We start from the raw sequence: 13,535 nt of genomic DNA on the forward strand, positions 1-13,535 counted from the left end.
GCATTGTAGGAGGGCAACTTGTTGCGCGATTGGCGCCGACAGGCGCCCGGCGGTGTCGACGTCCATGAGGAGACCTTCGGCCTCCAGTCGCGCAGCGGAGCTGCCCTCCTATCCACGCGATTGGCGCTATCGTCACTCCCCCGGCTGCCAGCCGTTGACGATGGGATAGCGGCGGTCGCGACCGAAGCCGCGGCGGGTCACGCGAACGCCCACCGGCGCCTGGCGGCGCTTGTACTCGCAGCGGTCCACCAGCTTGACCACCTGGTAGACGTCCTCGCGCTCGAAGCCCGCCTCGATGATCGCCTCGGCGCTCATGTCGCCCTCGATATAACGCACCAGGATGGCGTCGAGCACGTCGTAGCCCGGCAGCGAGTCGCTGTCCTGCTGGTCCGGGGCCAGCTCCGCGGAGGGCGGCCGCTCGATCACCCGCTCGGGGATCGCCGGCGACTGGGTGTTGCGCCAGCGTGCCAGGCGGTAGACCCAGGTCTTGTAGACGTCCTTGATGGCGTTGTAGCCGCCCACCATGTCGCCGTAGAGGGTGGCGTAGCCCACCGCCATCTCGCTCTTGTTGCCGGTGGTCAGCACCATCAGGCCCTTCTTGTTGGAGATCGCCATCAGCAGCACGCCGCGGCAGCGCGACTGCAGGTTCTCCTCGGTGGTATCGCGCCGGGTGCCCTCGAAGGACTCGGCCAGGGTGTCCATGAAGGCCTCCACCATGGGCTCGATGGGCATGACCTCGTAGTGCACCCCCAGCATGCGTGCCTGCTCCGCGGCGTCCTGCCGGGAGATGTCCGCGGTGTAGTGGTAGGGCATCATCACCGCCTGCACCCGCTGCGGGCCCAAGGCATCCACGGCGATGGCCAGCGACAGCGCCGAGTCGATCCCCCCGGAGAGCCCCAGCACCACGCCCTCGAAGCCGCTCTTGTTGACGTAGTCGCGCAGGCCGGTGACCAGGGCGCAGTAGAGGTTCTCCTCCGGCTCCACCTCGGGCTCGGTTTCGCCGGCCTGGGGCACCCAGCGGCCCTGTTGCTCGACGAACTGCACCGGCATCAACCCCACCGCCCAGTGGGGAGCCTGCACCTTGAGTTCGCCCTGCGCGTCCACACAGGCGGAACCGCCGTCGAACACCAGCTCATCCTGGCCACCGATCTGGTTGACGTAGACGATGGGTCGCTCGACCGCGGCGGCCCGCTCCTCCAGCAGGCGCAGGCGCTCGGAGGGCTTGTCCTGGTGGAAGGGCGAGGCGTTGAGGGTGACCAGCACCTGGGCGCCCGCTTCCCGCGCCTGCTGCGCCGGCCCGGCCTCCCAGATGTCCTCGCAGATCAGCACCCCCAGCTTCATGCCCTTGTGGTCCAGCACCAGCGGCTGGCTGCCCACGGCGAAATAGCGCTGCTCGTCGAACACCTCATAGTTGGGCAGCGCCTGCTTGGCATACTCCCCCAGCCACTCGCCATCGTAGAGGGCACCGGCCAGGTTCCAGGTCTCGCCCTCACGACGACCGGGATACCCCACGATCACCAGCACGTCGCGCACGACCTTCTCGGCCATGCGGGTGCGGGCATCGCGTAATCGCGTCTCCATGGAGGGCCGCAGCAGCAGGTCTTCCGGGGGATAGCCGGTCAGGAACAGCTCGGGCAGCACCACGATGTCGGCACCATGCTCGATGCGTGCCTCGCGCACCGCCTCGATGGCGCGGTCGGTGTTGCCGGGAATGTCCCCGACCAGCGGGTCCAGTTGAGCCATCACCAGCGTCAGGTCTTGCATGGGCGTAGAAATCTCTCGAGAATCGATGTATACCCTCATTGTCCCGCAAGGGCGGCCGACTGGCAAAGCCGACCACCCCACCAGGGAGTCTACTGGATGAACCTCTTGCTGATCCGCCTGATCATCTTCGCCGTGCTGCTCGTCGCCGGCATCAAGCTCTACCGCATGTACCGCGAATGGAAGCTTGACCGCGAGGAGCTGCTGGAGAGCGACGACGAGGCGGCGGGCGACGACCAGATGGTGCGCTGCACCTGGTGCAAGGTGCACGTGCCGGAGAGCGAGGCCCTGCGCGACCGGGGCGAGTGGTTCTGCTCCAGCGCCCACCGCGACCGCTACCTGCAGGAGCAGGGCGGGGACGAGCAATAGCGCTTCATCGAGCGCTAATATTCAAGGCAGCATCGGCGCACACGACCCGTAGGAGAAGGCTGACAGGGCCCAGACGAGGCTTGGCTAGGGTGAAAGAACCACCCATGCACAAGGAGTCTCGCTCCGGGAGGCCTCATGCACCCCGTCTCTCCTCGGGCCCGAGGCGGTTGCCGCCTACACTCCGGCCTGACGCTGATCGAGCTGATCGTCGCCATCGCCGTGCTGGCCATTACGGTCACTTGGGCCATTCCCGGCTTCCAGCAGTTCACGGCGCGCAACCAGGTCGCCGCCGAGGTGATGCGGATCAAGACGGCGCTGGCACTGGCCAGGAATACCGCCGTGATGCGGCGCGCCACCATCTCGGTGTGCGCCAGCCCAGGGCCGCCCTATACCCACTGCACCTTCGATGACTGGGACCATGACTGGGTGATCGTGGAGGGGGAGGCAAGCGGAGGCAGCCTGGCGGGAGATACTGTGCTGCGTGTGTTGGAGGCTTCAGACGAGGTCGCCGTCAGCTTCAACAGGGACGACCGCCCAGTGCGGTTCTCCGCACTGGGTAGGTCGCAGGGGTATAATGGGACATTCAACCTTTGCGCGAAAGAGCAGAATACAACCAATATCGTGCTGAACAACCTTGGAAGGGTTGAGGTTAAAGGATCAACTTCATGCTGACTCATGCACTTGGACTTTCCAGCTCATACCACCGATCAATAAAGCCAGCTACCGGAACCATTATAAAACCGCTACTCAACGCCTCGAAATCAATTCCACCATTCCTAGTTATTGACCCTCCAGAAACAATCGAGCCATAGATCTTTGACTCACCATTTTGAGTAATATCTCCATCGGCATGGTAAGCGGCATAGGAATCATCGCTACCATTAAGAATTATATCACCCCCTGACACGATATAGGTATCGACTTCACCAGTGCCATCGGAGTCAGGATCACCGAGATTCGAGCTTCCTCCATGAATTATATCCCCACTGGCCATTATGACCGCCCCATTGAAGCTTCCAGAAAGATTGAGAACCCCAGGACAGTAAAACCTTTTACTTTCCCAGCCATCCGCCGTAGAATAGGACTGATCTCCTGAGAGGTCTAGCGAGCATTCACCACCAGCATCAACAGCAAGAACCTGGTAGGTCGTGGAGTTTGATGGCCCAGCATCTAATGCTGAAGCATCAACCCCAGGAAGGTCACTACCTGAGTAACCAAGATCATTCATCTCCTGAACGATAACCTCAGCAGCTGAAGGGACACTCATGGTGGCAGCGCCTGAGGATGCACAGATAACAGTAGAACACTCTCCATTTTCTGAATACTCTACATCTTTATCGTTCGTCGTTACTTGGCCACTAGCGGTAATGCTCCCCACTGTTGAATCGGTCAATTGCTTTATGTCAACATCAGCATTGGCATGCACATTACCCACGATGGTCGAATTACCATTCATGGTTATATTCCCATCTGCCAACATCCCTTCTATCTCATTCTCACCGGGCGGTATCAACACGACCCGGATTTCTCTAGCCGATAGCGTTTCGGCATCACGATAGACCCGCCCAAGGCTGTACCCAACCACCTCCCCATCTTCACAAACCAACTTGGTATTATAATCTCTATCAAGGCCACCCGAACTGGAATAGCTCACACTATCAGGATCATCCAGAATGGTTCCATTAACGGAACAATTGGGTGGACTGCTTGGCCCATAATTATCCCTTACGAACCCTATCATATCCTTGACGCCAACTTCAGATGCCTGTAGTGCACTCGAAAAAAGTCGATAGTTCCCCGTCATTCTCTCTTCGAAGAGGGCTGCACTAACCCCTGACAACCCCAGCATAATGGCCACTACCAATACCACCATGCTCATTATGAGAGCCGCACCACTCTGCCTCGTCCTCATGATCATGAACCTCCGAATTCAATCACTTCGCTCACTCTGGAGCGATTCGCCACCATAAACTTGACCTCTTCATCTTTTAGACGACCATCATCATCCACCAAGGTCACGGAAACCAAGACTCCATAGTTCCCCGCCATGTATGAAAATCCGATTGAGCCGACCCCGATCACCAAGGCATCTGCGGTTGAGCAACTTGGATTCAAGTAAATGGAGCCACCATCTTCATAATACTCCACCGAATAATCGGCATCAGATGGGCACATTGAGTTTCCTGGCCGATCGACATGATGCATGATAAGGCTTTCCTGATCCGCCGCGATACTGAAAGACTCGGCACTTCTGATATCATAAGAAAGGGAGTCCACGATAAATCTGAGTGTCTCCTGCCTTTCACTCAAGGACGAAATTTGCCCAAAGGATTGTTTTCCGGAAAAAAAGATCTGAAATGCACCTAAAGTAACAATCAAGCCAATAAGAAGAGCCACCATCAGCTCTACAAGAGAAAACCCACTATGCCGGTGCCCATAATAAGTCGCACGACACCAAGCCCCTCTAGTTCCCGCCATCATAGTTAAGGCACCTCACCGATCAGGTCAGTCTCATAAACCAGCTCTGAAACCACCTCGTCTTTAAACCTTTCATCCACCCATCCGACGGTGATCACGTACTTACACCCGGTACGAGCCACTGCACCAGCCTTGTCTAAAGAGGGTAGAAACTGTTCCCATTGCTGATGCCAAGAGTCAACAACTCCATCCAGCCCTGCACCGCTTGGGCAATCGGGAGGATTAGTTGCCATTTCTACCCATAGCCTCTCAATCATGTCCTGACCAGCTACCGTCGCCATAGATCTTTGATATGACACATGGGAACTTTTCATTGACTTGAATTGTAAAGCCGTTATGGTAATCGCCCCAAAGGCCAGCACCAGAACAGCCACCAGCACCTCTAGAAGGGTGAATCCTTTTTCTCGCTTCCTGGCTCTGAAGCCAATATGGCGCTTATCCGCAGTCACTGCCGACCCTCCCAGCTAAGCCGATACATATGGATTCTTGATTTCCCTCTCCATGAGACAGGTCAAACTGGACAGTCGATGATCCGGACAAACGTCCTAAGCTATTGAAAGTTACCTTGCCATCACTAGTCGTCGATATGTTCACCGGTGAACCGCTTTCATCTCTCACCCTCAGGCACTGGATATCCGCAGGGCAATTCACCACGCTTGAGCCATCTCCATCCCAGACTTCGAGCGTCCAGCCTGCTCCGTCGGCATCCGAAGCCAGCACTGCCGTAACGGCATCACGCTGTTTGACCGCTTCACTTCTCGCATAGTTGAGTCCGGTCAATATTTCGTTGTGATCCGCCACCAGTTGGTTGCGTGCGATAAGGCCTTGAAAATTCGGCACCGCCACAGTCGCCAGGATTACCGCTACTGCTAACGTCACCAGCAGCTCAATCAGCGTAAAGCCCGAGTCCTTTTTCGTCTTACCAGCAGTCGGTTCCACCGGCCCCCCTCACTCCCTGATGATTCAGAGTAAAGTTGCCACAGGCATCAGTGGACTGTGCGCCTTGAGGTGCCGCCTGAAGTGTATAGGTCGAGGTCGTCAGCGTCGGTGCCGTGATCTCATAAAAACCTTCTTCAGAAGTAACTGAAAAGGACACACAGGCATTGCCACTGCCATCATCCGTATAGTCGCTCGACACCGTGTAGCAACGTTCCAGTTGACCGGCGATATTGGTCAATGCCGACATAGCATCCGTCCGCCGCGCTTCCTGGACGTAACGCGTGTAGCTGGGATAGGCGATGGCTGCCAGGATCGCGACAACAGCTACCGCAATCATCAGTTCGATGAGCGTGAAGCCGGCGGATCGCCGGGTGCTGCCTGGGGTGGCCCTTGGCCTGCGTCGAGTGCTCGGTTCGGTCACGCGGCGCTTCTCCGTGGTTTGGTTACGAACGGTTTCAGTATGTATCAGGGCCTGGGTTCCCGCTAGGTCACCAACGAAAAAAGCCGGGCGTCTGCCCGGCTTCCCTGCCTGGTCCGTCGCTGGCTCCTGGCCCACCGTGTAAGCGGCGGTAACATACCAAGGCAGTGTAGCAGGCTCAGCCGCTGGCGATGACCCGTTCACGCAGCTCGCGGGGCATGGAGAAGGTGATGGTCTCGGCGCGGCCGTCCAGTTCCTGGGGGGTGTGGGCGCCCAATGCCTTGAGTCGCTCGATGACGCCCTGCACCAGCACCTCGGGGGCGCTGGCCCCGGCGGTGACGCCGACCGCGGAGACACCGTCGAGCCAGGCGGGGTCGATCTGCTCGGCGCTGTCGATCAGGTAGGCCGGGGTGCCGACGCGCTCGGAGAGCTCGCGCAGGCGGTTGGAGTTGGAGCTGTTGGGGCTGCCCACCACCAGCAGCAGGTCGCTGCCGGCGGCCAGTTCGCGCACGGCGTCCTGGCGGTTCTGGGTGGCATAGCAGATGTCGTCCTTGCGCGGTCCCTGGATCTCGGGGAACTTGTCGCGCAGGGCGTCGATCACCCGGGCGGTGTCGTCCATGGACAGCGTGGTCTGGGTGACGAAGGCCAGCCGGCCGGGGTCCTTCACCTCCAGCGCCGCCACGTCCTGCTCGTCCTCCACCAGGTAGATGGCGCCGCCGTGGGAGGTGTCGTAGCGCCCCATGGTGCCCTCCACCTCGGGGTGCCCCTCGTGGCCGATCAGGATGCACTCCTCGCCGCGCCGGGCGTAGCGCAGCACCTCCATGTGCACCTTGGTGACCAGCGGGCAGGTGGCATCGAACACCCGCAGGCCACGGCGCTCGGCCTCCTGCTGCACGGCGCGGGAGACGCCGTGGGCGGAGAAGATGACGATGACGTCGTCGGGGACCTCGTGGAGCTCCTCGACGAAGATGGCGCCACGCTCGCGCAGGCTGTCCACCACGAAGCGGTTGTGGACCACCTCGTGGCGCACGTAGATCGGCGGGCCGAAGACGTCGAGCGCCCGGTTGACGATCTCGATGGCGCGGTCGACGCCGGCGCAGAAGCCGCGGGGGTTGGCCAGCTTGATTTGCATGGTTGCCTTGCCTTGATGCTCTGGCATCTGCCTGTTGATACGTTGGGTGGAGACCGCCGGGGCGCCTGCGGCGCCAATCGCGCAGCGAAGCTGCCCTCCTACCATGGTGGCATACGCCGGCAGCGACGACAGCCGGGCGCCTGCAGCACCAGTCGCGCAGCGGAGCTGCCCTCCAAGCATGGTGGCATGCGCCGGCAGCGACGGCCGGGGCGCCTGCGGCGCCAGTCGCGCAGCGGAGCTGCCCTCCTACAATAGCCTTGTCGCCTCAATGGGTGGTGGCGGGCTTCACGTCCAGCACTTCCACCTCGAAGGTCAGGGTACGCCCCGCGAGCGGATGGTTGAAGTCCACCTCGACCTGTTTGCCCTCGATGGCGCTGATCACGCCGGGCAGCTCGCCGCCGCCGGGGTCGGCGAAGGACATCACCGTGCCCACCTCCAGCGACTCCTCGTCGAAGTCGTCGCGCTTGAGGCGCTGGATGTTCTGCGGGTTGTGCTGGCCGAAGGCGTGCTCGGGGGTGATCTCGTAGCTGCCGCTCTCGCCGGCGGTGAGCCCCTTGATGGGGTGCTCGAAGCCGGGCGGCAGGTTGCCGTCGCCCACCTGGAAGGTGGCCGGGGCCTTGTCGCGGGTGGAGTCCACCACGGTGCCGTCTTCCAGCTTGAGGGTGAAGTGCAGGGTCACTTCCATGCCCTCGTCGATGCGGTATTGCTGGTCGCTCATGATGTCTCGGACTCGGTGTGGGTAGTCAAGGATTCGCCAATGGCTCGGGTCTGGTGGCCCCGCCGGGCGCCTGACGGCGCCAGTCGCGCAGCGGAGTCGAAGCGTCGAACCGTACCCTCCTACAATGTCGCTTGTGCCGCGGAGGCTGTCAGTTGCGCTTGCGGGCGCGGCGCTTCTCGCCGAACACCGACTCCCAGATCAGGCCGATGGCCCCCAGGGTGATGCCGATGTCGGCGACGTTGAAGGCCGGATAGTACCAGCCGGCCACATGGAAGGAGAGGAAGTCCACCACATAGCCGTGCACCAGGCGGTCGTAGAGGTTGCCGAGCGCCCCGCCGATGATCAGCGCCAGCGATGCCGCCAGCAGGGTCTCGTCGGCCTTGAGGCGGCGCATCCAGACCGTCAGGCCGATGCTGGCGCCCACCGCGATGGCGGCGAACAGCCAGCGCTGCCAGCCGGGATGGTCGGCCAGGAAGCTGAAGGCGGCACCGGTGTTGTGCAACAGGGTCAGGTCGAAGAACGGCAGCACCGCCACCGGCTGGGCGTAGTCGAGCAGTCCGCTGGCCAGGTACTTGGTGCCCAGGTCCACGACGATGACCGCCAGCGCCAGCCACAGCCAGCGCAGCGGGCGTTGCATGGGCGGCACCGGGGCACCGCCCGACTCGGAGGAACGCGGCTCAGGCATAGCGACGGGTCTCACCGGGGCCGTCCGGCAGGTTGCTGACGCAGCGCCCACACAGGTCGTCGTGGCCCGCGTGGGTGCCCACGTCCTCGCGGTGGTGCCAGCAGCGCTCGCACTTCTGGTGCGGGCTGGCCGCCACCGCCACCTCGAGGCCCTCGAGCTCGGTGGCCACGGCGTCGCCGGCAGCGTCCAGCGGCGCCAGCCGAACCTCGCTGGTGAGCATCACGAAGCGCAGCTCGTCGCCCAGCTTGGCGAGGGTCTCGTGCAGGGCGTCGTCCACGTAGAGGGTGACCTCGGCGGCCAGGCTGCCCTTGATCACCTTGGCGTTGCGGGCGTCCTCCAGGCACTTGTTCACCGCCTGCTTGACCTCGAGCACCCGCTCCCAGAAGTCGCGGCCCATGGCGGCATCGTCGGCCAGCGTCCCGAGCCCGGTGTAGTACTCCTCGAGCAGCACGCTGTCGCCACGCTCACCGGGGATGTGCTGGTAGATCTCCTCGGCGGTGAACGAGAGGATCGGCGCCACCCAGCGCGCCAGCGCCTCCACCACCCGGTGGAGGGCGGTCTGGGCGCTGCGCCGCGCCACGGAGTCGGCCTGGGTGGTGTACTGGCGGTCCTTGATCACGTCCAGGTAGAAGCCGCCCAGCTCGCGGGCACAGAAGCCATGCACCTGCTGGTAGACGTCCAGGAAGCGGTACTCCTGGTAGGCGGTCTCGATGCGCGTCTGCAGCTGGGCGGCGCGGTCCACCACCCAGCGGTCCAGGGCCAGCAGGTCGTCGAACGCCAGGGCGTCGCGGCTCGGCTCGAAGCCGTGGAGGTTGGCCAGCAGGAAGCGTGAGGTGTTACGGATGCGCCGGTAGACGTCGGCGGTACGCTTGAGGATCTCGTCGGAGACCGCCATCTCGCCGGCGTAGTCGGTGGAGGCCACCCACAGGCGCAGGATGTCGGCGCCGAGCTTGTCCATCACCTCCTGGGGCGCCACCACGTTGCCCACCGACTTGGACATCTTGCGGCCGTGGGCATCCACGGTGAAGCCGTGGGTGAGCAGGCCACGGTACGGCGGATGGCCGTCGATGGCGCAGCCGGTCAGCAGCGAGGAGTGGAACCAGCCGCGGTGCTGGTCGGAGCCTTCCAGGTAGAGGTCGGCACGCGGGCCCTGGTCGTGGCCGTGGGGGTGCGAGCCGCGCAGCACGTGGCGGTGGGTGGTGCCGGAGTCGAACCAGACGTCCAGGGTGTCGGTGACCTTCTCGTAGTCGTCGGCCTCCTCGCCCAGCAACTCGCCGGCGTCGAGGCGGAACCAGGCGTCGATGCCCTCCCGTTCCACGCGCTGGGCGGCCTGCTCCATCAGCTCGACGGTGCGCGGGTGCAGCTCGCCGCTGGCCTTGTGCAGGAAGAAGGGGATCGGCACGCCCCAGTTGCGCTGGCGCGAGATGCACCAGTCGGGGCGGTTGGCGATCATGGCGTGCAGCCGCGCCTGGCCCCAGGCCGGGGTGAAGGTGGTGGCATCGATGCCCGCCAGCGCCCGCTCGCGCAGGGTACGGCCGTCCTTACCCTTGACGTCCATGCCCACGAACCACTGGGCGGTGGCGCGGTAGATCACCGGACTCTTGTGGCGCCAGCAGTGCATGTAGCTGTGGGTGATGGTCTTGTGGGCCAGCAGCGCGCCCACCTCGTCGAGCTTGGCGACGATCTGCGGGTTGGCCTTCCAGATCAGCTGGCCACCGAAGTACGGCAGGTCATCGGCGTAGACGCCGTCGCCCTGCACCGGGCTCAGGATCTCGCTGAACTCCATGCCGTGGGCGCGGCAGGTCACGAAGTCGTCGACGCCATAGGCCGGGGCGGAGTGGACGATGCCGGTGCTGCCCACCTCGCTCTCCACGTAGTCGGCGAGATACACCGGCGAGGGGCGGTCGTAGAGCGGATGGCGGAAGCGGATGCCGTCGAGGCGCTCGCCGGTGGCGGTGGCGATGATCTCGCCATCGAGCCCGAAGCGCGAAAGGCACGACTCCACCAGCTCCTCGGCCAGCACCAGCAGCCGCTCACCGGCGTCCACCAGGGCGTAGGTGAACTCGGGATGGACGTTGAGCGCCTGGTTGGCCGGGACGGTCCAGGGGGTGGTGGTCCAGATCACGATGGCGGTGGGCTTGGCCAGGGCGTCGAGGCCGAAGGCCGCGGCGAGCCGCTCGGCATCGGCCACCGGGAAGGCCACGTCGATGGCGTCGGACTGCTTGTCCTGGTACTCCACCTCGGCCTCGGCCAGGGCCGAGCCGCAGTCGAAGCACCAGTTGACCGGCTTGAGTCCCTTGAAGACATAGCCCGCCTCGACCATCTCGGCCAGGGCGCGGATCTCGCCGGCCTCGTTGGCGTAGTCCATGGAGCGGTAGGGGTTGTCCCAGTCGCCGATCACCCCCAGGCGCACGAAGTCCTTCAGTTGCTCCTGGATCTGCTCGGCGGCGTACTCGCGGCACAGCTCGCGGGCGCGCTCGGGGGGCAGGTGCTTGCCGTGGGTGGTTTCCACCTTGTGCTCGATGGGCAGGCCGTGGCAGTCCCAACCGGGTACATAGGGGGCGTCGAAGCCGGCCAGGTTCTTCGACTTGACGATGATGTCCTTGAGGATCTTGTTGACGGCGTGACCGATGTGGATGCTGCCGTTGGCGTAGGGAGGGCCGTCGTGGAGCACGAACAGCTCGCGGCCACGGCGCTCCTCGCGCAGGCGGTGGTAGAGGTCCAGTTGCTGCCAGCGCGCCACCCGCTCGGGCTCGCGCTTGGGCAGCATGCCGCGCATCGGGAAGTCGGTTTCTGGCAGGTTCAGAGTGTGCTTGTAGTCGCTCATATCCTGGGGGTCAGCCGTCGTCGTGGTCGGCGGGGGCACCCGCCGAGGAGTCGAAAGTCACGGTCTCGCGCGCCAGCGGCGCCGATGCCAGAGGAAGAGTGTCGCCATGGCCCGCCCGGGAAGCGAAGTAGTCGCGGGCGCGGCGCTGGTCGGCGCCGATCTGGCGCTTGAGGGCCGCGAAGTCGTCGAACTTCACCTCGCCGCGCAGCTTGGCGCAGGGGAACACCGCCAGGCGCGCCCCGTAGAGGTCGCCGTCGAAGTCGAAGAGGTGCACCTCCAGCACCGGCCGCAGGCTGCCCACCGTGGGGCGCCAGCCGATGTTGGCGACGCCGGGCAGGCGGCGACCGTCGGGCAGCTCGCTGACCACCGCATAGACGCCCTGCAGGGCCAGGGAGCGCATCGGCTGCGGCAGGTTGGCGGTGGGCACGCCGATGGTGCGCCCCAGCTGCTGGTCGGCCACCACCCGGCCGCCGAGCCGGTAGGGCCGCCCCATCAGCTTCGCCGCCGCGGCGAAGTTGCCGCTGGCCAGCAGGGTGCGGATGCGCGTGCTGGAGACGCGCTCGTCATCGATGGTGAAGGTACGAGTGTGCTCCACGCCGAAGCCGCGGGCCTCGCCCTCCCGGGTCAGCAGGTGGAAGTCGCCGCGGCGGTCGCAGCCGAAGCGGAAGTCGTCGCCCACCACCAGGTGGCGCACGCCCAGGCCGTCGATCAACACCGTCTCGATGAAGGCCTCGGCGGTGAGGCTCCTCAGGGCGTCGTTGAAGGGCAGGCAGAGCACCCGCTCCACCCCGGCCTCGCCCAGCAGGCGCACCTTGTCGCGCAGGCGGGTCAGGCGCGGCGGCGCCTGGTCGCCGGCGAAGAACTCGCGGGGCTGGGGCTCGAAGACCACCACCGTCACCGGCAGGCCGAGGCGCGCGGCCTGTTCGCGGCACTGCTCGAGGATCGCCTGGTGGCCGAGGTGCACGCCATCGAAGTTGCCGATGGTGGCCACGCAGCCGCGGTGCTCGTCGCGCAGATTGTGCAGTCCTCGGATCACTTGCATGGCGCTGCCGTAGCTCCGCTTGCCCGATGGGGGTGGTAAAGGATGCGATTATACCGGACAGCCGGCCCCTTGACAGCCGGGCCGGCTTGGTCTTTGGCGCGCCGGGCTCAGGGGAGCCGCGGGAAGCCTCGGGAATCGAACGCCAGCCCGGCGAAGCCGAAGCCATAGAGCCCCAGCGCACCGGGCTCCAGCCGCCAGCTGTTGTCGCGGCCGAAACGCACGGCGCGCATCATGGTGGCCAGGTCGAGCCGCCAGGCGCCCTCCTCGCGGACCAGGAAATAGGGTGGGCACTGGCGCTCGGCCAGGGGCGCTAGCAGCACGGCACGCCGCCCCTCGTCACCAGTCACCTCGCGCTCCACGGCGCAGCTCGCCAGGCTGCGCGCCAGGTTGTCCATCTGCGCCGGGGTCATCACCCAGTCGGCGAGCATGTCGCGGGTCGCGCGGCTGTAGATGTCGAGTGCCGGGTTGTCGTTGCGCTCCTCCATGGCGCGCCGGTAGGCGACCAGCACCTCGCGGGGCGCGGCGCCCGCCTCGGCCGCCAGTGGCGCATCGCTGGGGGCCGACCGCCCCGCGTCGAGGCGCGCCGGCAGGCGCGCCCCGGCGCCGCCACTGCCGGCGATGGCCGGCACCAGCTCGCCCTCGGCCTGCTGGGCCTGGGCCACGATCAGCTCGGTGCTGGCCAGGATGCCATCGGCGACGCGCCCCGCGGCGAAGAACTCGGTCATCTGCCGCGCTTCCAGGTAGGCGACGAAGGCGTCGACGTAGTGCGCCTCCAGGCCGTGGCCCACCTCGAGGCGCACCTCGTCGGCCGCCGCATCCAGCACCAGCAGCAGCCCCCGCCCATCGTCGCCGCCCACCTCGTGCGCCGCGACGTAATCGACGGCGAAGCGATCCAGGTCGCCCAGTTCGCGGCCGGTCACCACCCGATAGTCGATGGCGTGGTCGGCGGCCAGGAGGGCGTGGTATTCCGTCAGGCGCTGCCGCTGCGCCTCGTCGAGCAGGCCGGCCCGGTCCTCCACCAGCTCGGGGCCGCGCATCCACCAGGCGATGCCCGCCAGCAGCAGCCCCGCCAGGGTCGGCGCCAGCCACCAGGGCAGGCCTCGGCCATAACGCCCCAGGAGCAGGATCAGGGCCAGCAGGCCGACACCGATCAGCAGGCCGGTCAT

The 13,535-nt window shown here is 64.7% G+C and carries 14 protein-coding genes; 2 read left to right on the forward strand and 12 right to left on the reverse strand.

Features of this window, described 5'->3' with window-relative positions; genetic code table 11:
- Positions 1–132 precede the first annotated feature (132 nt).
- Positions 133–1,764: an NAD+ synthase gene (locus tag QWY80_RS08225; protein WP_290230297.1), complete on the reverse strand. Its 1,632-nt coding sequence runs from the start codon at positions 1,762–1,764 to the stop codon at positions 133–135.
- Between the two features lie 96 nt (positions 1,765–1,860).
- Here QWY80_RS08225 and QWY80_RS08230 point away from each other — a divergent pair, with 96 nt between their 5' ends.
- Both QWY80_RS08230 and QWY80_RS08235 read left to right on the forward strand, forming a co-directional pair.
- A complete protein-coding gene (locus QWY80_RS08230) occupies positions 1,861–2,130 on the forward strand; it encodes a PP0621 family protein (protein WP_290230298.1) in 270 nt (89 codons plus the stop codon).
- A 135-nt stretch (positions 2,131–2,265) separates the two neighbouring features.
- Positions 2,266–2,802, forward strand: coding sequence for a GspH/FimT family pseudopilin (locus tag QWY80_RS08235; RefSeq protein WP_290230299.1), 537 nt, complete (start codon positions 2,266–2,268; stop codon positions 2,800–2,802).
- Between the two features lies 1 nt (position 2,803).
- On the opposite strand, the gene QWY80_RS08240 is transcribed toward QWY80_RS08235, so the two are convergent.
- The 11 genes from QWY80_RS08240 to QWY80_RS08290 form a co-directional block, all read right to left on the reverse strand.
- Complete coding sequence (locus QWY80_RS08240; RefSeq protein ID WP_290230300.1) at positions 2,804–4,048, reverse strand: pilus assembly PilX family protein; 1,245 nt, start codon at positions 4,046–4,048, stop codon at positions 2,804–2,806.
- Positions 4,045–4,611, reverse strand: a complete 567-nt coding sequence (locus tag QWY80_RS08245; RefSeq protein ID WP_290230301.1) for a PilW family protein — start codon at positions 4,609–4,611, stop codon at positions 4,045–4,047. The genes QWY80_RS08240 and QWY80_RS08245 overlap by 4 nt, the downstream gene beginning before the upstream one ends.
- Positions 4,612–4,613: 2 nt before the next feature.
- Entirely contained in the window at positions 4,614–5,057 is a 444-nt protein-coding gene (gene pilV / locus QWY80_RS08250; protein WP_290230302.1) for a type IV pilus modification protein PilV, read from the reverse strand.
- Positions 5,044–5,547, reverse strand: a complete 504-nt coding sequence (locus QWY80_RS08255; protein ID WP_290230303.1) for a GspH/FimT family pseudopilin — start codon at positions 5,545–5,547, stop codon at positions 5,044–5,046. Before QWY80_RS08255 ends, pilV begins: the two co-directional genes overlap by 14 nt.
- On the reverse strand, positions 5,528–5,968 hold the full coding sequence (locus QWY80_RS08260) for a type IV pilin protein (protein WP_290230304.1): 441 nt from the start codon (positions 5,966–5,968) through the stop codon (positions 5,528–5,530). The genes QWY80_RS08255 and QWY80_RS08260 overlap by 20 nt, the downstream gene beginning before the upstream one ends.
- A gap of 175 nt (positions 5,969–6,143) precedes the next feature.
- A complete protein-coding gene (gene ispH / locus QWY80_RS08265; protein ID WP_290230305.1) occupies positions 6,144–7,097 on the reverse strand; it encodes a 4-hydroxy-3-methylbut-2-enyl diphosphate reductase in 954 nt (317 codons plus the stop codon).
- A gap of 265 nt (positions 7,098–7,362) precedes the next feature.
- On the reverse strand, positions 7,363–7,815 hold the full coding sequence (gene fkpB / locus QWY80_RS08270) for an FKBP-type peptidyl-prolyl cis-trans isomerase (protein ID WP_290230306.1): 453 nt from the start codon (positions 7,813–7,815) through the stop codon (positions 7,363–7,365).
- Between the two features lie 148 nt (positions 7,816–7,963).
- Positions 7,964–8,452, reverse strand: a complete 489-nt coding sequence (lspA, locus tag QWY80_RS08275; RefSeq protein ID WP_290230307.1) for a signal peptidase II — start codon at positions 8,450–8,452, stop codon at positions 7,964–7,966.
- A gap of 40 nt (positions 8,453–8,492) precedes the next feature.
- Positions 8,493–11,327, reverse strand: a complete 2,835-nt coding sequence (ileS, locus tag QWY80_RS08280; protein ID WP_290230308.1) for an isoleucine--tRNA ligase — start codon at positions 11,325–11,327, stop codon at positions 8,493–8,495.
- A 10-nt stretch (positions 11,328–11,337) separates the two neighbouring features.
- Positions 11,338–12,369 carry a bifunctional riboflavin kinase/FAD synthetase gene (ribF, locus tag QWY80_RS08285; protein WP_290230309.1) on the reverse strand — a complete coding sequence of 344 codons (1,032 nt, stop codon included), beginning with the start codon at positions 12,367–12,369 and terminating at the stop codon, positions 11,338–11,340.
- A 107-nt stretch (positions 12,370–12,476) separates the two neighbouring features.
- On the reverse strand, positions 12,477–13,535 hold the full coding sequence (locus tag QWY80_RS08290; protein WP_290230311.1) for a TPM domain-containing protein: 1,059 nt from the start codon (positions 13,533–13,535) through the stop codon (positions 12,477–12,479).

This window comes from Halomonas ramblicola (assembly GCF_030409215.1).
GTDB lineage: Bacteria > Pseudomonadota > Gammaproteobacteria > Pseudomonadales > Halomonadaceae > Halomonas > Halomonas ramblicola.

Excerpts from the sequence above, each read along its gene's own strand:
- fkpB (WP_290230306.1), bottom strand. The coding sequence starts at position 7,815 with ATGAGCGACCAGCAATACCGCATCGACGAGGGCATGGAAGTGACCCTG.
- ileS (WP_290230308.1), bottom strand. The coding sequence starts at position 11,327 with ATGAGCGACTACAAGCACACTCTGAACCTGCCAGAAACCGACTTCCCG.
- QWY80_RS08245 (WP_290230301.1), bottom strand. The coding sequence starts at position 4,611 with ATGATGGCGGGAACTAGAGGGGCTTGGTGTCGTGCGACTTATTATGGG.
- QWY80_RS08230 (WP_290230298.1), top strand. The coding sequence starts at position 1,861 with ATGAACCTCTTGCTGATCCGCCTGATCATCTTCGCCGTGCTGCTCGTC.
- QWY80_RS08290 (WP_290230311.1), bottom strand. The coding sequence starts at position 13,535 with ATGACCGGCCTGCTGATCGGTGTCGGCCTGCTGGCCCTGATCCTGCTC.
- lspA (WP_290230307.1), bottom strand. The coding sequence starts at position 8,452 with ATGCAACGCCCGCTGCGCTGGCTGTGGCTGGCGCTGGCGGTCATCGTC.
- ribF (WP_290230309.1), bottom strand. The coding sequence starts at position 12,369 with ATGCAAGTGATCCGAGGACTGCACAATCTGCGCGACGAGCACCGCGGC.
- ispH (WP_290230305.1), bottom strand. The coding sequence starts at position 7,097 with ATGCAAATCAAGCTGGCCAACCCCCGCGGCTTCTGCGCCGGCGTCGAC.
- QWY80_RS08240 (WP_290230300.1), bottom strand. The coding sequence starts at position 4,048 with ATGATCATGAGGACGAGGCAGAGTGGTGCGGCTCTCATAATGAGCATG.
- QWY80_RS08235 (WP_290230299.1), top strand. The coding sequence starts at position 2,266 with ATGCACCCCGTCTCTCCTCGGGCCCGAGGCGGTTGCCGCCTACACTCC.
- QWY80_RS08225 (WP_290230297.1), bottom strand. The coding sequence starts at position 1,764 with ATGCAAGACCTGACGCTGGTGATGGCTCAACTGGACCCGCTGGTCGGG.